The 19,490-nt window shown below is 42.4% G+C and carries 16 protein-coding genes; 8 read left to right on the top strand and 8 right to left on the bottom strand.

Translation table 11 applies throughout. From position 1 onward, the window contains the following. Window positions 1-24: 24 nt before the first annotated feature. From A9267_RS11860 to A9267_RS11840, 5 genes are all read left to right on the top strand, one after another. Window positions 25-2,187, top strand: coding sequence for a type I secretion system permease/ATPase (locus A9267_RS11860; protein WP_065109322.1), 2,163 nt, complete (start codon window positions 25-27; stop codon window positions 2,185-2,187). Then, the gene (locus tag A9267_RS11855) at window positions 2,184-3,497 is read left to right on the top strand and encodes an HlyD family type I secretion periplasmic adaptor subunit (protein ID WP_065109321.1); all 1,314 of its coding nucleotides are present in this window, start codon (window positions 2,184-2,186) and stop codon (window positions 3,495-3,497) included. The genes A9267_RS11860 and A9267_RS11855 overlap by 4 nt, the downstream gene beginning before the upstream one ends. A gap of 23 nt (window positions 3,498-3,520) precedes the next feature. Next, entirely contained in the window at window positions 3,521-4,816 is a 1,296-nt protein-coding gene (locus tag A9267_RS11850) for a TolC family outer membrane protein (protein WP_055023572.1), read from the top strand. A 1-nt stretch (window position 4,817) separates the two neighbouring features. Further along, complete coding sequence (locus tag A9267_RS11845; protein ID WP_065109320.1) at window positions 4,818-5,438, top strand: OmpA family protein; 621 nt, start codon at window positions 4,818-4,820, stop codon at window positions 5,436-5,438. Window positions 5,439-5,615: 177 nt separating this feature from the next. Then, window positions 5,616-6,167 carry a thioredoxin family protein gene (locus A9267_RS11840; RefSeq protein WP_065109319.1) on the top strand — a complete coding sequence of 184 codons (552 nt, stop codon included), beginning with the start codon at window positions 5,616-5,618 and terminating at the stop codon, window positions 6,165-6,167. A 76-nt stretch (window positions 6,168-6,243) separates the two neighbouring features. On the opposite strand, the gene A9267_RS11835 is transcribed toward A9267_RS11840, so the two are convergent. Together A9267_RS11835 and rhlB are read right to left on the bottom strand one after the other, a co-directional pair. Further along, complete coding sequence (locus A9267_RS11835; protein ID WP_065109318.1) at window positions 6,244-7,176, bottom strand: Ppx/GppA phosphatase family protein; 933 nt, start codon at window positions 7,174-7,176, stop codon at window positions 6,244-6,246. Next, a complete protein-coding gene (gene rhlB, locus A9267_RS11830; RefSeq protein WP_055023576.1) occupies window positions 7,177-8,475 on the bottom strand; it encodes an ATP-dependent RNA helicase RhlB in 1,299 nt (432 codons plus the stop codon). A gap of 144 nt (window positions 8,476-8,619) precedes the next feature. Between rhlB and trxA the strand changes: the two genes are divergently transcribed. Together trxA and rho are read left to right on the top strand one after the other, a co-directional pair. Then, on the top strand, window positions 8,620-8,946 hold the full coding sequence (trxA, locus tag A9267_RS11825) for a thioredoxin TrxA (protein ID WP_055023577.1): 327 nt from the start codon (window positions 8,620-8,622) through the stop codon (window positions 8,944-8,946). 357 nt (window positions 8,947-9,303) lie between these two features. Then, window positions 9,304-10,569, top strand: coding sequence for a transcription termination factor Rho (gene rho / locus A9267_RS11820; protein WP_065109317.1), 1,266 nt, complete (start codon window positions 9,304-9,306; stop codon window positions 10,567-10,569). A 149-nt stretch (window positions 10,570-10,718) separates the two neighbouring features. Here rho and rhlP read toward each other — a convergent pair whose 3' ends face one another. The 5 genes from rhlP to A9267_RS11795 form a co-directional block, all read right to left on the bottom strand. Next, entirely contained in the window at window positions 10,719-11,597 is an 879-nt protein-coding gene (rhlP, locus tag A9267_RS11815; protein ID WP_065109316.1) for a rhombotarget lipoprotein, read from the bottom strand. 427 nt (window positions 11,598-12,024) lie between these two features. Then, complete coding sequence (gene nrfD, locus A9267_RS11810) at window positions 12,025-12,972, bottom strand: NrfD/PsrC family molybdoenzyme membrane anchor subunit (protein ID WP_055023580.1); 948 nt, start codon at window positions 12,970-12,972, stop codon at window positions 12,025-12,027. Continuing rightward, on the bottom strand, window positions 12,969-13,541 hold the full coding sequence (locus A9267_RS11805; protein ID WP_055023581.1) for a 4Fe-4S dicluster domain-containing protein: 573 nt from the start codon (window positions 13,539-13,541) through the stop codon (window positions 12,969-12,971). The genes nrfD and A9267_RS11805 overlap by 4 nt, the downstream gene beginning before the upstream one ends. Window positions 13,542-13,553: 12 nt before the next feature. Then, window positions 13,554-15,830: a thiosulfate reductase PhsA gene (gene phsA / locus A9267_RS11800; RefSeq protein WP_065109315.1), complete on the bottom strand. Its 2,277-nt coding sequence runs from the start codon at window positions 15,828-15,830 to the stop codon at window positions 13,554-13,556. A 327-nt stretch (window positions 15,831-16,157) separates the two neighbouring features. Beyond that, window positions 16,158-17,960, bottom strand: a complete 1,803-nt coding sequence (locus tag A9267_RS11795) for a sensor histidine kinase (protein ID WP_231919104.1) — start codon at window positions 17,958-17,960, stop codon at window positions 16,158-16,160. A gap of 139 nt (window positions 17,961-18,099) precedes the next feature. On the opposite strand from A9267_RS11795, the gene A9267_RS11790 reads away from it, so the two are divergent. Then, the gene (locus A9267_RS11790; RefSeq protein WP_065109314.1) at window positions 18,100-18,696 is read left to right on the top strand and encodes a response regulator transcription factor; all 597 of its coding nucleotides are present in this window, start codon (window positions 18,100-18,102) and stop codon (window positions 18,694-18,696) included. 135 nt (window positions 18,697-18,831) lie between these two features. On the opposite strand, the gene A9267_RS11785 is transcribed toward A9267_RS11790, so the two are convergent. Beyond that, window positions 18,832-19,362: a hypothetical protein gene (locus tag A9267_RS11785; protein ID WP_156669159.1), complete on the bottom strand. Its 531-nt coding sequence runs from the start codon at window positions 19,360-19,362 to the stop codon at window positions 18,832-18,834. Between the last annotated feature and the right edge of the window lie 128 nt (window positions 19,363-19,490).

Genomic DNA, 19,490 nt, shown 5'->3' with positions numbered 1-19,490 from the left:
CGCATAAGGATACGCAATATTACAATGTCAGTTACAGATAGCAGTCATGCCGATATAGCTCAACATGAAGCCTTAGTTAATATTCTAGTATTAGCCAAAGCTCACTTTGGCTTAAGCATTAGCACTGAACAAGTGCAGCAAGCACTGCCCGTACAAAAAGACATCGCCATCCAACTCACCACAGCGATGGCCAAAATAAACTTGGACGCTGCTTTGCAAAAAATTGACAGTCAGCATTTAGCGCTACCTGCACTCCTGACCGATGCTAATCAACAGGTTTTTCTCATTACCCAAAAACAAGCTGCAGGTTTTACCTTACTCAATGCTGCTGGTGAACAATCAACAATCTCACCCAAACAATTAAGCCAACAGTTTCCTCAAAAAAACAGTTTGTGTTGGTATCTCAAGCCACTCGAACAACTCGACGAGCGAGGTACTGAACACCACAAAGAGACCAAAAAACATTGGCTTTTAGCCGCATTTGATGAAGTAAAACCGTTTTACGGCAGTTTTCTGATTGGTTCTCTGGCCATTAATTTACTCGCCTTAGTCACACCATTATTTACCATGAATGTGTATGACCGTGTTGTGCCCAACCAAGCCATTGATACCTTATGGGTCCTCGCTAGCGGTGCATCCATTGCGATTGTTTTTGACTGGTTACTGCGCCAAGCTCGTACCCGTCTTGCTGACGTCGCTGGCAAGCAAGTTGATATTAAACTTTCAAGCACATTATTTGAAAAAGTCGTCGGAATGCGGCTTGAAAACCGCCCCGCATCATCAGGGGCTTTCGCTAAACAATTACAAGAATTTGATAGCATTCGTGACTTCATCACATCAGTCACCCTTGTCACGGCAGTGGATTTACCTTTTACCCTATTGTTTTTGCTCCTAATTGCATGGTTAGGTGGCGTCATGGTGTTTGTGCCATTAACCTGCATGGTCGTACTCATTTTACTGAGTGTTTTTATGCAAAAGCGCTTATCAGTAACCATAGAAGAATCATCAAAACTGTCTACTCAGCGTCAAGCACATCTAGTCGAAAGCCTAAATATGCTAGCCGAAATTAAACAAAATAACGGTCAAGCTAAAGCCTCACGTATTTGGCATGAAACCGTCAGTAGTCTTGCAGATTGGCAAAATGAGTCTCGTATTAGCTCAAATACCCTAAGCCATAGTGTGATGAACTGTCAGCAGCTAGTGTCCATTGGCCTGATTATTACTGGCGTTTATCAAATTCATCAGGGTAACTTGAGCATGGGCGGACTTATCGCCATCGTCATGCTAAGCGGACGCGCCTCAAGTGCTATCAATCAAATAGCCATGCTTTTGCTAAAATACCAACAGACTCGCTCAGCAATTACTTCGGTTGAATCTATCTTGTCTTTACCCCAAGAAAACCAGCAGCAATCAATGAGTGTGTCGCAATTCCCATTTAATGGCAGCCTACATCTACGACACGCAAGTTTCAGTTACCCAGAGCAGCCACTAACAGCATTTAATGACATATCTCTTGATATCAAAGCTGGAGAAAAAGTCGGTTTTTATGGCCCCGCAGGTGCGGGAAAATCAACATTACTGGCACTCATTGCAGGGCAGTATCAATTAAATGAAGGTCAACTTTTTTACAATCAACTCGAAGCGCAACAATGGTCCGTTAATCGACTTCGTGACCATATCGGTTATATGAGTCAGCAACCCTGTTTAGTCTATGGCACCGTCCTAGACAACTTACTTTACGGACTCCAACACGTGGATGAAGCATTACTGGCTAAAACCATGATGAATACGGGTATTGATAAATTAATGGATAGACTCGGCAGTGGTTTAAACAGCCAAGTGGGTGAATTTGGCCGCCAATTATCGGGCGGACAACGTCAAGCTATTGCACTATGTCGTACCCTACTTCGTCAGCCCACATTACTCATCCTTGATGAACCCACTAGTGCTATGGATGAACGCAGTGAAAATCAAATTATCAGTAGTTTAAAAGCCAATACTCAAGGCTGCACCCTGTTAATTTCATCCCATAACCCCAAAGTATTGAGCCTTTGTGATCGCATCATAGTGATGGATAAAGGGGCGATAATCGGCGAGAAATCTGCCAGTGAATTTATTGAGCCCAGTAAGCGCCGAATTAAAGCGGTCAATGTGCGCCAACATACAAGCAAAGAGGTGAAATCATGAGTGCCAACATGCACATCAAACACCTTGAAGGGGCAAAACGTGCCAACACGGTCATCATGCTGACTGTTGCCTTGCTTTTGGCCACGATTGCTTGGGCAGCCTTTGCCACCTTAGAAGAGGTGGTGGTTGGCGAAGGCAAAGTGGTACCAGCCACAGCCGTTCAGCAAATAGAAAGTTTAGATGGCGGCAGCTTAAAAGAAATTTTAGTCAAAGAAGGCGATACCGTTAATGCGGGACAAACTCTATTAGTGATAGATGAGTTACGATTTGCCTCAGCATTCCATGAGGCAAGACTCAATAGCGTTGCCTTAAAAAACCAACTCACACGATTAGAAGCATTACTTGAAAGTGTGCAAATCAATGACAATGAACCGCTATGGTTTTCACAAGTGCAAGTCAGTCCGCAACAGTTTGAGATTGCAGACCCTTCATCCAATCGTCGTGCTCAAGCAATATACTCATCGCAACTCTCTCAACTGATATCGCAATTAGATCAAACAGCGCAAATCGTCGAGCAAAAACGCCAAGCCAAAGAAGAAGTGAATATTAATATTGAGGCTCAACGTAGTGGTCTTAGCATGGCGAAACAAGAAATCCGTATGACCCGTGAAGCAGTTAGTGAAGGCGCCGTTGCCGAACTTGAACTATTAAAACTTGAGCGAGATGCAGTTCGTTTACAAGGAGAATTATCTGCCTCGCAAGCCAGTGAAAGACAGCTTCAGGCCGCGATCAGTCAAGCGGTAGCAGAGCGTCGCAATGTGGCACTCGATTTTATTAATCGCATGACCGATGAGCGCAATAAAACCAGTAACGAACTCTCAGCGTTAACCGAAAACATGAAAACGCTAGCCGATAGGCTCGAACGCACCCAAATCACTACGCCAGTCACTGGTAGCGTGTCGAATATTCTGGTGCGCTCCGCCGGTCAAGTGGTTGAACCGGGGCAAGTTATCATGGAAATAGTGCCGCAAGATGATCAACTGATTATTGAAAGCCAAATAGCGCCTAAGGACATCGCATTTGTTCATACTGGACTGCAAGCCATGGTGAAATTTACCGCTTATGATTTTGTCATTTATGGTGGCATCAAAGGTGAGGTGATTTATGTCAGTCCAGATGCCCAGCAACTAGAAGATGGCACCACCTATTATGAGGCGCACATAAAAACAGATGAAACTCAGCTCAATGGCTGGCCAATTATCCCCGGAATGCAAGCTTCTACAGATATTTTGACCGGTCAAAAAACAGTTTTAAATTACTGGCTTAAACCATTATTACGAGCCAAAGCAAATGCACTAAGAGAACCGTAAAGGTACCAGAAGGTAAGGATACTATGCAAAAACTGCTATTCATTTCTGCTTTAGTGATGTCCACTCAAGTTCAAGCAATGACGCTAGAACAATCAGTGGCTGAAGCGATAAATCATCACCCTAGGCTGCAGCAAAAGTACGCTAGCTTTGAAGCTGCTGTTCGCTATAAAAAAGCCGCAGTAGGAGACTATTTACCCCAAGTGAAGTTGTATGGTGGTGTAGGCTATGAAGAGGTGCGCTATAACAGCGGCCAACGCGTCGATACTGATTTAAATCGCACCGAGTTAGGCGTGAAAGTGTCGCAGCTATTATTTGATGGTTTTAGAACCACTTCAGAAATTGACCGCCTCGAATTTGAACAAGAGGCTGAACGCTTTGGGCTGATTTCTGAAGCTGAAAACCTCAGCTTAGATGTCGCAACAGTGTATCTCAATTTAATGCTGTCTAACCGTGTAGTGGGGCTTGCTGAACGTAATATTGTCGAACACGAAGACATCTTAAAAGACATTATTTTGCGTCAAGCAAAAGGCCTGAGTAGTGAATCAGACGTCGCGCAAGTCAAAGCCCGTGTAGCAACAAGTCAATCGGGATACCTTGCTGCGCGCAATGAGCAAATGGATTTACAAGCTCGTTATTACGACCTAGTTGGCCAACTTCCCACAGAGCTGCATGATGCCAAACCCGATTTTAATTATGTACCTACATCACTCAAGCTGGCACTAGAGCAAGCCGTTAAGAACCATCCAGAAATTGATGCGGCCATCAACGATACTCAAGCTGCTTCGTCACAGTATGAGCGAGAAAAAAGTGACTACTGGCCTAAGTTATCAATTGAACTTCAAGCCAATAAAAATGACAACATTGGTGGGATTGAAGGGCCTGATGAAGATGCACGAGCCATGCTAATGCTCAGTTATGACCTCTATAATGGCGGTTCAACCAATGACCGAGCAGAAGCCGCAGCCTGGCAAGTACAACAAGCAAAATCAATTCGTCAGCAAACTGAAAAACAAGTCATTGAAGGCACTCGACTTGCTTGGAACGCCTATGAATTTGTTGGCCAGCAACGTAAGTTTTATCAAGTGAATGTGGACCAAGCCGTGCAAGCAGAGCAAGGCTATCAACGTCAATTTGAGCTAGGAAGACGTTCACTTCTTGATGTGTTAGATGCCAAAGTAGAAGTCTATTTAGCCAGAAAAAACTACCTTAGCGCCTATTACAATTATCATATTGCATCGTATCGATTAATTAACGCCACTGGTCAACTCATTGAATCATTTAGAGTCGACACCCCAACACAATGGCAAGAGGAGAAGTAATATGAAACACCTTAACATGCTTCCGCTTTGCCTCGTGGCATTGATGCTATCAGCCTGTATTGAAACACCTAAACCAGCCATGGTTGAACAGCAAAGTCGTGATTTAACCGATGTCGATGCCGATGGCGTTATCACAGCTCGAGATCTGTGCTTAACGACTCCTGACGGTTCAGTTATCAATAACGATGGCTGCGAGAATGCCGTCACCGTGGAGAAAAAAGCCAGCCGTGTGGTGATGTTTGAATTTGATAAACACACACTGACTGACTATGAATCGAATCGTTTGGCTAAAATGGTAAACGCAGTCAAACACCACCCAGACGCGAAGATTTATTTGATTGGTGATACAAGCCCCGAGGGTAGCGATACCTATAACCATGAACTCGCTAAAAAGCGCACCGAAGAAATTACCCGCTTGATTGTGGCGCAAGGGATCAACAAGCAAAACATTACTTCGCAAGTGTATTTTGAAGATAATATGATCCCAGTAGCCATCAAGGGACGTGAACACAGATTAGTTGCTGTAGCTAAGTGGCAAGAATCAGGAATTGAAAAGTCTTGGCATATTTTCTCGACAGAAAAACAGCCCCAAAAGGACAAAAACCGCGCATCAGGAATATGATATGCAATAAGATTCTTATATCTGTTACAGTATTTATCGCACTTATGGGCAAGTTCAAAGTTCTCTTTGAATTATTGCCCTTGTGAGTGATCTAGCTAACAGGTCGCTCATATTCAACTTCCCTAACTTACGTCAAAATGATTGAATTATTGCATTCTTCTTTCATGAGACTTTATCATGCATAAAACTGTTAAAACATTATTAGCCACAACCGCCCTTTTCTTTAGCAGCCAATTGGTTGTAGGTTCAGCCTTAGCTAGCAGCGGCTGTGCGTTTGATGAAGAGCAATCAGGCTTCATGGCAACATGTAGCGAGGAGAAACAAGAAGTGATTATCACAGGTATTGTTGAAATTTCAGCATTAGAAAAAGATTTACCAGGCTATGCAGAAGAGTTTGAAAACTATCAAACAGATGCCGCGACTATCTCAGCATTAAAAGCCATTACCACGCCAACAAATGTGGTTGTGATTATTGGAACTTGGTGCCCTGATTGTCATCGTGAAACACCACGTTTCATGAAGCTAATCGAAGAAGTTGCTAACCCGAATATCACCGTTACCTACATTGGTGTTGATCGCAGCAAGCTTGATCCTGAAGGTTTAGCCGCTAACTATGAGTTTACACGTATCCCAACCTTTATCGTTGAACAAGACAATAAAGAGATTGGCCGTATCGTAGAAAGCCCTGAAGTGACACTAGAGCAAGATTTATTGAATATCGTTAAATAAATCAAAATACGCCACAATAAAAAAGGACCTATTTAGGTCCTTTTTTGATCGCTCATAACAAGCACTTTTTCAAATCTTAGCCCAGCTCAACTCTGTCAGCCAACATTTTCAGCACACCTTCTCGAAGGGCGCCGCCAGATAAATTTAGCGACTCAATATCAAGCAATTCAAATAAGGCGATTAATATGGCGATGCCTGAAGCAAAAGTCGGTGCTTTTTCTTCAGATAAGCCTTGAATATGATGCAAAGATTCATTCTTTTGCGCCAACACTTCATCACGAAATCGATATAAGACTTTCAGGGTGATGATTTCAGACAGCTCACGATGATTCAGTACCGAAACCACGGACTGAACCGCGCCTGAGGCACCAACCACGCCTTGCCAACCTAGCTCTCTAAGTAATTCACTATGAGGAAGCAACGCATCAGACACCGCTGCTTTAGCTTGTTCAAAATGCTGAAGCTGATGAGGGACTTGATTGAAAAACTGTTGATTAAAGCGCACACAACCAAAATCTAAGCTGGTTTTAAATAGCACTTCGTTGCCATTACCAATAATAAACTCGGTACTAGCGCCGCCAATATCAATCACTAAACGCTGGCCATCACCTTCGGTTGTCGCTGCCATGCCTTGATAAATAAGCTCAGCTTCACGCAGACCGCTAATCACCTCGATAGGATGACCTAATATCGGTAACGCACGTCGATGGAATTCAGCGGCATTAGAAATAACACGGAGTGTTGCTGTCGCAAAAACAGCAACATGTTGCTGAGCTACTTGATGTTTTTCAAGCATATCAGCAAACATTTGCAAGCAATCAAGACCACGCTGTAACACATTTTCAGCTAAGCGATTATCCTCGCCAATACCTTCAGCCAAGCGCACCTTTTGCTTATATTTAGCAATAATCGTTGGTTGGCCATCCAATGTTTGGGCAACCAACATATTAAAGCTATTTGAGCCAAGCGTTATCGCGGCGTAACAGGGTAATGTAGCTGAAACAGTCATTTACGAGTGTCTGCGATTCCTTTGAGGTGGACGACCACCACTGCGATGAGCACCATTACGGTTAGCACCATCACGACCACGAGTCGTTGGGTGTTTACGATGAATACGCACTGGTGGCGGTAAATCATCAAGTAACGCTTCACGATCGTAATTTGTCACTGGAATTGAGTGCTTAATGTAAGTCTCAATTGCAGGTAAGTTTAATGCGTATTCTTCACAGGCAAAGCTCACTGACACACCTTTTTGACCTGCACGGCCAGTACGGCCAATACGATGAACATAATCTTCACAGTCATCCGGTAAGTCATAGTTATATACATGAGATACATCAGAAATATGTAAGCCACGCGCAGCAACATCAGTTGCCACTAACACATCAAGCGAACCATTAGTAAATTGCTCAAGAATACGAATTCGTTTCTTTTGCGGCACGTCACCTGTCAGTAATCCAACACGATGACCGTCACCTTCTAACCATGACCATACTTTTTCGCAGCTGTGCTTAGTATTAGAGAATACAATGGCTTTTTCTGGCCAGTCTTCTTCTAATAATGTTAGCAACAGGCGCATTTTGTCATCTGTTGAAGGGTAAAAAATTTCTTCTTTGATGTTTTTTGACGTTTTTTGCTCAGGCGCAATTTCGACTTTCTCAGGATCATTCATATGATCATAAGCTAGCTCTTGTACCTTCATTGATAATGTCGCTGAATAAAGCATATTCAAGCGAGATTTCGCATCAGGCATACGTCTAAACAAGAAACGGATATCTTTAATAAAGCCTAAGTCGAACATACGGTCAGCTTCATCTAATACGACAGCTTGAATCGAGTTCAAACTAATCACACCTTGGCGAACGTAATCAATAATACGACCCGTTGTGCCAATAAGGATATCAACACCAGCATCAAGCACTTGGCGTTGAACATCATAGCTTTCACCGCCATAAACAATACCCACTTTTAAGCCGGTATGTTTTTCTAATAATTTGGCATCTTTTGCAATCTGAATCGCTAGTTCGCGAGTCGGCGCCATGATAATTGAACGTGGCTGATTGACTTGTCGCCCTTCTGGGACGGCAACGGATAAAAGATGGTTAAAGGTTGCAACCAAAAAAGCCATTGTCTTGCCAGTACCTGTTTGTGCCTGACCTGCAATATCTTTTTGTTGTAATAAAATGGGGAGAGATAACGCCTGTATCGGCGTACAAAATTCAAAGCCATTTTCGTTTAAAGCCTGAACAACCTCTGGTTTCAGAGGGAAGTCGGCGAATCTTTGGGTAGATAAATGTGTTTCGCTCATAGCACAAGCATACTCGTTAGTGTTGCAAAAAAAGACTTAATCGTTTGAAATAGCCCACACGTTTACTTGAAAACTATTTAACCGCCCCAATATACATGGTAAGCCATTAATAAACTAGCAATGGTGCCAAATCTGGAGATTTACATGAGCGATAAAATTGTATACCTAAGCGATGACAGCTTCGAAAATGACGTTATTAACTCAGAATTACCTGTATTGGTAGACTTCTGGGCTGAGTGGTGTGGTCCTTGTAAAATGATTGCCCCAATCTTAGATGACGTAGCTGAAGAGTACGCAGGTAAGCTAACAGTAGCTAAACTTAACGTTGACCAAAATAATGTTTCACCTGCTAAGTACGGTGTACGTGGCATTCCGACATTATTAATGTTCAAAGGCGGCGAGTTAGTAGCGACTAAAGTTGGCGCACTATCTAAGACTCAATTAAAAGAGTTCATCGACGCACAAGCTTAATCAAGCCTCAAATCAGAATCACAGCCTATCTGATTGAATGTTGAATATTATTCATAACGAGTGCTGTTATAAGACTCGTTATTGGCTTAGAGACTCTCATATATGAGAGTCAATAACGCTAATCAATCATGACGATGCTGCGCATTTTGAGCTTGAATAGTGATTATCGGCACAATATGTGAACAATTTGTGCCGATAATTAGCTAAAATTCTGGACGCACACTCCATATAGTGCTAATTTATTCAGCAGATTTTTTCAACTAAACTCCTACTCGCTTATCAATCACACTTTATCTACACCGTTATACCCTATGATTGATTGCGGTAAGCATCGTCGCGTAATACAAGACCCCCAACATGAATTTAACTGAATTAAAAGACACGTCTATATCGGACCTAGTTTCACTCGCTGAAAGCATGAAATTAGACAATATGGCCCGTGCTCGCAAGCAGGACATCATTTTCTCAATTCTGAAAGCCCACGCCAAAAGCGGTGAAGATATCTTTGGTGGCGGTGTATTAGAAATCCTTCAAGATGGTTTCGGATTTTTAAGAAGTTCAGATGGTTCTTACTTAGCAGGCCCTGATGACATTTATGTCTCTCCAAGCCAAATTCGACGCTTCAATATGCGTACCGGTGATACCATCTTTGGTAAAATCCGCCCACCAAAAGACGGTGAACGCTATTTTGCCCTGCTAAAAGTCAACGAAGTAAACTTCGACAAGCCTGAAAATTCTCGTTCTAAAATCTTATTCGAAAACTTAACCCCGCTACATGCAGAAGATCGCCTACGCATGGAACGCGGTAATGGTTCGACTGAAGATATCACCTCGCGTATTCTTGATTTATGCTCTCCTATCGGTAAAGGTCAACGTGGCTTGATTGTCGCACCGCCAAAAGCGGGTAAAACCTTATTACTTCAAAACATGGCGCAAAGCATTACCTACAACAACCCAGAAGTGGTGTTAATGGTATTACTGATTGACGAACGTCCTGAAGAAGTAACCGAAATGCAACGCATGGTAAAAGGTGAAGTGATTGCTTCAACCTTTGATGAGCCAGCATCACGTCACGTTCAAGTGGCAGAAATGGTTATCGAAAAAGCCAAACGTTTAGTTGAGCACAAAAAAGACGTGGTGATTTTATTAGACTCAATCACGCGTCTAGCACGTGCATACAACACCGTGATTCCATCATCAGGTAAAGTCCTAACCGGTGGTGTTGACGCTAACGCTTTACACCGTCCAAAACGTTTCTTTGGTGCTGCACGTAACATCGAGCACGGTGGTAGCTTAACCATTATCGCAACAGCGCTTGTCGATACTGGTTCTAAGATGGATGAAGTCATTTACGAAGAATTTAAAGGTACAGGTAACCAAGAGTTACACCTTTCTCGTAAAGCAGCTGAAAAACGTGTATTCCCAGCGATTGATTTCAACCGCTCAGGTACGCGTCGTGAAGAAAAACTCACCACGCCAGATGAACTTCAGAAGATGTGGATTTTACGTAAAATCCTTAACCCAATGGATGAAGTATCAGGCATGGAATTCCTTATCGATAAATTGGCCATGACCAAAACAAACGATGAGTTCTTCACTGCGATGAAACGCGCTAAAACCTAACGTTGATTCTGCATTAAAAAACCACCTATATWGGTGGTTTTTTTGTGCCTGTACTTTCAACAAGCGGACATGTCAGCACGCAATACTTCAGTAAAAGCACTAAAAGTAGCTAATTATTCAATCTTTCAGGTTGTAGGCACTGGTTTTGATTATGTTCTACCTACTCGGTTTCTAAATCCAAATACCATTATTATGAAAAACAGTGTTATATCTAACAAACCTAGCGCGCCACCTTTAGCACTATAACCTTCACTATGCGTTATTTTTACTTGATCAGGGTTTTCTTTAACTCTCTTTTTAAAGCTATCCAATTGAGTATTTAAATTCATAACCATACTATCCGCTGCTTGCTCAAAGCCTTGAATGCTATCTGCTCTTAACTCTTCACTTAAATTAATAGGTGTTGAGCTGCCTGATATCTGACTGGTTCCTGGCGCCCTAAATAGCATCATTTTACTGTCGATATCGTAGACAACTGTATCCATCAAGGTATTCGTATCATTCTTCTCGCCTGATACCACGTAAGCACCGACAATTGTCCAATAGCTTAGCGATAATATGCCCTCATCGGTGAACTGTACTTGGTCATAAGAAACCAATGCGATCACATCAATACCATACATAGTTTGTATTTGAGACAAATTAGCAAAACTACCACCAGCAGTTAAATACGCAGAGGGGATCACTTCTATGCTGCTAACAAAATCCAACATCCGAAAGTTACTAGCAACACTTTCTAAAATTTCGGTTTTCTTAGATTCCGATAACCCTGCAGAATAACTATTTCCGGTCCAAGAGTTATGAGATGAGCTATCACTTTTACTTGCAGGAACAAACGCAACACCAACCCGTAACGGGAGAGTTAACTGAGGGATTGCAGGGGTAATTACTGCTTCGCTGGACTTTGGATAAAGGTAATCCATCACACTACTTTTGGTATTCACTTGCTGCGAAGCGCATCCTGATAACAACAGCATAGCCAGTATGCTGACCAACCTAATGTTCTTATTTAACGGCCAATAAATCATAAATCCCTCTATGTTATTTTGGTGCTTATCTATTGCGAGTCATTGATCCGCAACTGCCACAAACACTCATGTTTAATACTCTTCAAACATCTGAATCAAATGATTAAATAAAAATGACTATATCATTACTGCACATGATTGCATCGGATAAATTTAAACCTAAATAAACATGCTCGATTAACATGTGATGCTCTTGGAATGTAAAACTGATAGTAGTGCTGGTAGTAGTATTGATATTAATAATGGAATAAGTGATTTTCGCCGGGAGGCAATTTCCACAGCTTATGTGAGAAATAATCTAACGCTATAAATATTGCGAGTACGATAAAGCCGCTAAACAGTATATGTTAAGCGGCTTTATTGATGCTATTAATTGCTGAATAAGTTGGTACTCTTCAAGAATCAATACCTTCTTATATACAGCGCTCTAGCTAATATAACTTTGCCCTGCATACACCACGAAGTGACGTAAGGCTAATACCCCAAGAATGGTGCTACAAGAAACCGTGATTAAAAACCCTTTTGTATGACGCCATGACTTAGGTGCAATCGTGCTAGCAAGCACTGGCACAACTAAACCTAAACCAACAACCCCTAGCCAGAATACACTCGCCCACGTTCCTGTAGTGATAGCTGACGTTGCTGCTTGCGCTGCAGGGCCTGAAAAGTTAAGCCCAACAAACAGCAACACCAAACATAATGCTTCATTAAACGCCACAGGATATTCGATGCGATGCACTTGCTCGATACAGTCAGATTCTTTTTTGCTGAAGAATAAGGTCGCAACCAAAATGTTACCTGCCGAACCTACCGACAAAGCTGATGCTAAAAATAGTGCAGGTAAAACAGCAGTATTTAATATCGGGTAGCTAATCAGCGCTGATAATAAAAAGCCTGTGTAAACCCCAACCCCTATCGCCAATATAAAGATCAACTTGTTAAGGCTATTCTCAAGTTGGCGACATACTTTAGCCACGCCAGCTAACCAGGGCGCATATTTAAGTAGCTGCTTTTCAAACACTAAACCAGCAAATATAAACACCAGCGGGATATAAAATAATAATGCTAATACCCCCCAAGCCATCACCGAAGTAAAGTTGTAGTTAAGCAGAATATGGTAAAACTCAAATGGCTTGGTTAAATCAAGCACTAACAGCGCCATACCTAGACAAATAGAGACTGGGCCAACTACCGCTGCGGCTTTAATCACCGGCAACCCTTCTGTCGGTAAACCTCGGCTTTGCTTGTACCATTTAAGCCCTATTGCCACCAGCATTGAGCCTGCTGATAACCCTGCCATAAATAAATACACTGCGATTATCCAGTTCCAGACGACTGGATCGTATTGCTCCATTGAGCCCCAGATATTATTCATGCTTTGATCCCTCCTTTACGGCTAGGAATACGATAAACCCTTGGCTCAGTGCCTAGATTCACTTTTTGTTGATAATGATTTTTGGTATCCAGTAATTGACTCACTTCTGAAGTTAAATCATTGGCATCACCAAAGGTCAGCGCTTGAGTTGGGCATACTGCTACACATGCAGGCTCTTCACCTCGAGCTAAACGGGTTTCTTTACAGAAGTCACACTTGTCCGGCACGCGGGTTTCAGGATTGATAAAGCGCACTTTATAAGGACACGCCGCCACGCAATACAAGCAACCAACACACTTACCTTCATTGATGGATACAATGCCATCATCGTTGACATAAGCCGCTCCAGTTGGACAGACTTTCACGCAAGGTGCGTTTTCACATTGCTCACATGACACGCGGTTGTATTTAAAATGCAGGTGAGGGAAATTACCGTAAGGCCCCTCAACTCTTACCTGAATACGGGTCACCGACTCAGGGACATTATTTTCACTGCGACAAGCGACATTACACGCTTGGCAGCCAATGCACTTATTTTCATCGTGCACAAGGACATAACGTTTAGTCATAATGAACTCCGATTAAATCTTGGCAATTTTGACGCCGGTAGTATGTAGGTTCATACCTGTTACCGGAGCCGTGACATGAGGAAGTAAGTTACCGCAATGAATACCCTTACCTGTGGCACGCGCAAGCTCTTTGTTTTTAGAGCCGCAACCCATATAAGCAAATACGGTATCAGGACGGATACCTGGCGTGACTAAGGCATGGCCCTCTTCGCTGCCTGTATCGTTGAAGATACGAATTTTATCGCCGCTCGAAATCCCCATATGCCCCGCTGTTATCGGGTGGATCCACAAGGCATTGTCAGACATCAAATTAGCCAACATGGGGACATTTTGCGTTGCGCCATTGGTATGTACGGCGACCTTACCTTGGATGAAAAATAGCTCATCAGCTTTTTTCATGGTGACTTCGCGGTATTTAATCACGCCGCGTCCAGGTGCCATTTTTTCCACTTTATCTGAGCTTAATTCAATCTTGCCTGATGGCGTTTTAAAACTCAGATGACTGGCATAAGTGCTATCTTCATCTGGCGCTTTTGCATTAGCGTATTCAGTTACAAACGCATTCACCATGCTCGGTTCACGTAACATTAATGGTTTACCGTAGCTTACCCAGCCATCACGCTTAATTTTATCCAGCAAGCTAATATCTTTATTCACTTGGAACATCTGCAAGGTCTGCATATTTTCCCAGGGGAAGTACTCACCTAGGCCTAATTTATCTGCCACCTCTTTCCAAATCTGCCAGCTTGGCTTAGTGTCACCAATGGTATCGACCACCCTTTGGCGCACGTAATAAGCTGGGTTCTTGCCTGACTTATCCTTAATTTCTTCATCACGTTCAAGGTAGGTAGATTCAGGTAGGAACACATCAGCATAAGCTGCGCTTTCTGTGATGTATAAGTCGCAGGCGACAACAAAGTCGAGCTTTTTCATCGACTCTACAATTCTCGCTCTATCCGTCATCGTTTGCATTGGGTTAGTGCGGCTCATTACCCAACCATGTAACTGATAAGGCACGGCATCAAGAGTGGCATCTAAAATGGTTTGATATACCCCACCCGATGACCACAACATGGCATATTGCTCATCGACCATATCGATACGCTTAGCGTCAATTTTAGGTAAGTTTTTTACACCTGGTTTTGATAGTGTTGGCGCAACATTTTCGCCAGCAAACTTATTATATTTCGATGCTTTTTTACCAAAATATAAACCGCCTTTACGCTCAATATTGCCTACCAATACATTGGCAGCGTATAAAGCACGGCGCATTTCAAACTCTTCTGTTGTAAATGAGGCTCGGTGACCAAAATCCACTAATGCATGAGGCGCTGCAGCAGCGTATTCATGGGTAATACGGCGAATATCTTCAGCGGGTACATCACTTATCGTTTCGGCCCATTCAGGTGTGTAGTTTTTGACTTCTTTGGCAAACTCATCAAAGCCTTCAACGTACTGTGCGACGAAGTCTTTATCGTATAAATCATCATTAATCAGGGTATGACAAATCGCCAAGGCAACCGCTACATCTGTACCTGGTTTAATGGCGTACCACTCATCAGCTTTATCAGCAACGATAGAAAAGCGTGGTTCAAATACCACTAGCTTGGCGCCCTTTTCCATTTGTGCATTCATCATGCCTCTTGTTTCCGACATATTAATGCCTTCATACAAGTTATGACCGAAGTTGATGATGTACTTTGAGTTACTTAAATCACGTTTAATTTTGCCACCAAAGATGGCTTTAGCTGCAACCACATAACCAGCTGGACAAGTCGATGCATGAGTAAAGGTATTTGGGCTGCCAAAGGTTTTGGCGAGATGAAAAAGGTGGCTTTCAAGCGAGCCAGACTTAGAAGAAAATGCAACGGACTCTGCACCATGCTTGGCTTTAATTTTATTGAGGTTTTCCGCTATCAGACTGTAGGCTTCATCCCACTCAATTTCAGCCCATTTGCCTTCGCCACGTTCGCCTACACGCTTAAGCGGCTTAACAATACGCTGCTTATCGTAAAGTAAACTATGACCAGCGCCACCACGGGCACACACTGCCCCGCCAAATGATTTCGCTTTTTTATTCCCTAAAATAGACACGTTTTTGCCGTTTACTACTCGAGCAGAAATAGGACAACGTGTTGAACACATCTCGCAGCTACTTGCGACTAGCTCTTCACTCCCTTGCACAGTGACGCTGCCTAAAGCAGCAATCGAGCCAGGCAGCGCAGCGAGTGCACAACCTGCGGTGCCTGCTCCTGCGCCTTTGATAAAGGTTCGCCGATCTAGTTTCATGGTACTTCTCCCAATTGACAACGATGCCCAAGAACCTTAATCAGCTTGCTTTAATATCCAATCAACTGGATGGCATAACGGTTAAGTTGTTCTAAGGTTTTCATCATTCTCAAACAGAAGAAGCGAATTGAATATTGTGGTAAACCACATATCTACGGCGGGTATTTCGGCTTTGTGACTGTGTTCACGGTTTAAAAAACCACCAACACATGTCTATTTTTTTCGCTATTGTGGTAAACCACATTTTGTCCATTTTCGTGATAAAAACAAAATAGTCAGTGTTTCTCCGGCTCAACCAGCCTCTACCGAGGCGGGTTGTTACTCACGTTAAACGATGAGTTTTTGCTGGCTGCCTCTTTTCTTCAAACTGATTTTGGCAATACAACCAGATTGAATATCTTGTCGATTGTTAAGGCTAAAGGCGCCTTCATGTTCCTTGATGACTTCATTACAAATCGCAAGCCCAAGGCCTAAACCATTTTCTTTGGTGGTATAAAAGGTAGCCATTAACGCATCTGATGTTTCAGGTAAGCCTGGGCCATTATCGATTATCGAAACATCCACCTGATGCTCTTTAAAATCCATTGCGATGACAATTTTGGCTCGTTTTACAGCTTCAGCACTATCACTTATCGCATCAATACTGTTTTTAATTAGATTAATCAGCACCTGCAACAAGCCAACTCTATCAGCGGTAATAAAAAATGGCTCACCTTTGATATTGTTTTCAACACTGATGTCATGTCTAGCCAATTCAATTTTGAGTAATGACACACTCTCATCGACCAAACTCAAAATGTTGACATCCACCATGACCGCTTCTTTGCGCTTTAATAAACCACGAATACGGTGCACCACTTCGCCAGCTCGGGTGGATTGTTGATGGATTTTAGTTAGCAATGCTTTGGCTGATTGTTCATCAAAAGGCTGATTGTTTTCCAGCCTCATAATAGCGCCTTCGCTGTAACTGGTAATCGCCGCAATGGGCTGATTAATCTCATGTGCGAGCCCTGCGCCAATCTCACCAATAATGGCAGCACTTTGCAGTTTTTCTAACGCCAATTCTTGTTGTTTTAATTGCCGCTCAGACTCAATTAACGACTCACTTTTTTGATGAAAGCGATACTCAATCCATAAGTGGTAAACCGTCGCGACGATAAATAACAGCACGGCCAAACCACCCCAATGACGATTATCATTAAGCCATTTTAGTAAAGTGTCCCAGCGGTTTACTTCTGACGCTTCAACATGAAGCTCACTGAATAACTGAATCACTGCCAGCTGACTAATAGGTGACGTCCACCCTTTTAGTTTTGCTTGTATTGCAGCAGGGTGATCTGAAGGTAAATCCATTAGCGCTTGAGTGATATGTTTACTGAGTTCAATATCCACGCTCTCATTCGCAGCAAACGACCAGTTAGGATAAAGATTAGTACTGCACTGGCAGTCGAATCCTTTCGGACGACTCGGGTTTAATATACGAAACTCATCCGCTTTAATCAGCCCTCGCTCGACCATATCTTCAAAGGTACATAATGGCGTTATCGCCGCATCCACGTTGCCATCTCGCACTTGATACAATAATGGATCGAGTGGGAACCCAAGAAACTTAATCTCTTTAAAGTAATTTTTAGTGTCCATGCCCAATTTATGCATCAGGCCAATGGTAGCTTGATAGCCTCCTAAAGCATGAGGATCACTAGCCGCAATGGTTTTTTGCTTTAAGTCGTACAAGGTGCGGTAATCACTGTCAGCCCTAACAATAATGGCTGAGCCAATAGCTGAGGTAGCGCCGTTATGACGCCTTGAACGCATCGTAGCTAGCCAAGATAAAGGGAACTGATTGGATAAATAAAGGTATTGCCCTGGGTTGGTAATAATAAACTGGATTTTTCCTGATTCCATTGCCGCATTCAAGGCTTCGAAATTACCTGGATAAACATGAAATCGGGTATCAGGTAACTGTTCATTCAAGTAATCCATCATCGGCGTCCAACGAGCAATCGCCTGCTGATCGCCCCAATTGGCAAGCACACCGACATAAAGCTCTTGCGGTTTAGCCCAAACTGGTGACAAAAAGCTAATGGCGATAAAACAAAGCAATATCCGCAGCACAATAAAACCTTTCATTAGAAAACTATAATAAGCTTACGATGAGCGACAATCACGCAACGTGATGGATTTCATGGTTTGTATAAAATTAGTTCGCATATCGATTCAAACTGAGATACTTATCAATGATGCATTCAAAATATTGCAAGGAATACACATGCAAACTGACATTCATTGCCCAGTCTATTTAGTCGATGATGATGAAGCCATTATCGATTCAATATGCTTTTTAATGGAAGGCTTCGGTTATCAGCTAACCAGCTTTAACTCTGGAGACGCCTTTCTCGATCAGGTTGATTTGTCATTAGCAGGTTGCGTAATTTTAGACGCCAGAATGCCTGGACTTAGCGGCCCAGAAGTACAGCAATTATTGAATGAAGCAAAAAGCCCGTTGTCGATTATCTTCTTAACAGGACATGGCGATGTGCCCATGGCTGTTGATGCGTTTAAACAAGGTGCTTTTGACTTCTTTCAAAAACCCGTTCAAGGCAAAGTGCTGGCACAGTCTATTGAAAAGGGTATGCAATACAGCGTGAAGCAACACTGGAAAATGCACAATTTAGCTTTGATTGATGGACTGTCAGAGCGAGAAAATCAAATCTTCAAATTAGTTATCGCAGGCAATACCAATAAACAGATGTCGAATGAATTATGTGTGGCAGTCAGAACCATTGAAGTTCACCGCTCAAAATTAATGGAAAAGTTGGGCGTGCAAAATATTGCAGAGTTAATGAAGTTAGCGCCTTTGGTTTAGATATCTACTAATGTCTTAAATGGGTATAGTTTGAAGCTTGTTTTGGACATAGATGTGTTACAACTGACTTGCTTTTGGGAATCTGAAAATTAGCTAATTCTACATAATAAGCGAGGCGAAGCGCCTTAATTTTTATTACTTCCAACACTCTGGACCAAACTGACTGCTAAATGTTGTATCGAAAACACCGTTAAACATGGTTACTTTCTTTCCTTCTATAGTCGTTATCACCCTGATGGGCATTCCATTGAAAGCTGGCATATATTGAGCTGAAGTATCAAGAGGCGATACTGCATATTCCCTAAAATCAATTTTGTGCTGTATAACTTCACCAGCCTCCATTGGATACCAGTCACCTTGACCACCGACATATGCCTTACTAGTCATTTTCGGGTAACTATCAGAAATAGTGAGATTGACTAAATCAATTCCAAATCGATGAGCATCATATTTATCTACTTCCATAAAAGCTGGATCTACCAGCAACTTTTGACCGGAAACATTAGTAATTTGAAAAATCGTTTGTCCCTCACTTGTACATAAAGGCAGAAACTCTAATTTCAAATATTGTTCATCTGTAACTTTTTCATAAAGAGAAGCCGCAGAAAGCATACTTGATACAACACAAAAGATTAAAATATTGATTAATAATATTTTTTTACTCATAAACATCCATGATGCCTTCTGGAATTAGTCATGCCAAAATTAGTCTAGTCAGAGTAAACTTTATATGGGAGTTGTTTAATACATCATTATTAAATGAGCTTTCTTCCCTAGATGCTCCGCTTGGTGAT

Source organism: Shewanella sp. UCD-FRSSP16_17 (assembly GCF_001675935.1).
Classification (GTDB): domain Bacteria; phylum Pseudomonadota; class Gammaproteobacteria; order Enterobacterales; family Shewanellaceae; genus Shewanella; species Shewanella japonica.
The sequence above is the reverse complement of the archived record's forward strand: the minus strand, read 5'-3'. Positions and strand labels throughout refer to the sequence as shown.

What these genes read in the sequence shown, in the direction of transcription:
- A9267_RS11860 (WP_065109322.1), top strand. Translation starts at nt 25, where the DNA reads ATGTCAGTTACAGATAGCAGTCATGCCGATATAGCTCAACATGAAGCC.
- A9267_RS11855 (WP_065109321.1), top strand. Translation starts at nt 2,184, where the DNA reads ATGAGTGCCAACATGCACATCAAACACCTTGAAGGGGCAAAACGTGCC.
- A9267_RS11850 (WP_055023572.1), top strand. Translation starts at nt 3,521, where the DNA reads ATGCAAAAACTGCTATTCATTTCTGCTTTAGTGATGTCCACTCAAGTT.
- A9267_RS11845 (WP_065109320.1), top strand. Translation starts at nt 4,818, where the DNA reads ATGAAACACCTTAACATGCTTCCGCTTTGCCTCGTGGCATTGATGCTA.
- A9267_RS11840 (WP_065109319.1), top strand. Translation starts at nt 5,616, where the DNA reads ATGCATAAAACTGTTAAAACATTATTAGCCACAACCGCCCTTTTCTTT.
- A9267_RS11835 (WP_065109318.1), bottom strand. Translation starts at nt 7,176, where the DNA reads ATGACTGTTTCAGCTACATTACCCTGTTACGCCGCGATAACGCTTGGC.
- rhlB (WP_055023576.1), bottom strand. Translation starts at nt 8,475, where the DNA reads ATGAGCGAAACACATTTATCTACCCAAAGATTCGCCGACTTCCCTCTG.
- trxA (WP_055023577.1), top strand. Translation starts at nt 8,620, where the DNA reads ATGAGCGATAAAATTGTATACCTAAGCGATGACAGCTTCGAAAATGAC.
- rho (WP_065109317.1), top strand. Translation starts at nt 9,304, where the DNA reads ATGAATTTAACTGAATTAAAAGACACGTCTATATCGGACCTAGTTTCA.
- rhlP (WP_065109316.1), bottom strand. Translation starts at nt 11,597, where the DNA reads ATGATTTATTGGCCGTTAAATAAGAACATTAGGTTGGTCAGCATACTG.
- nrfD (WP_055023580.1), bottom strand. Translation starts at nt 12,972, where the DNA reads ATGAATAATATCTGGGGCTCAATGGAGCAATACGATCCAGTCGTCTGG.
- A9267_RS11805 (WP_055023581.1), bottom strand. Translation starts at nt 13,541, where the DNA reads ATGACTAAACGTTATGTCCTTGTGCACGATGAAAATAAGTGCATTGGC.
- phsA (WP_065109315.1), bottom strand. Translation starts at nt 15,830, where the DNA reads ATGAAACTAGATCGGCGAACCTTTATCAAAGGCGCAGGAGCAGGCACC.
- A9267_RS11795 (WP_231919104.1), bottom strand. Translation starts at nt 17,960, where the DNA reads ATGAAAGGTTTTATTGTGCTGCGGATATTGCTTTGTTTTATCGCCATT.
- A9267_RS11790 (WP_065109314.1), top strand. Translation starts at nt 18,100, where the DNA reads ATGCAAACTGACATTCATTGCCCAGTCTATTTAGTCGATGATGATGAA.
- A9267_RS11785 (WP_156669159.1), bottom strand. Translation starts at nt 19,362, where the DNA reads ATGAGTAAAAAAATATTATTAATCAATATTTTAATCTTTTGTGTTGTA.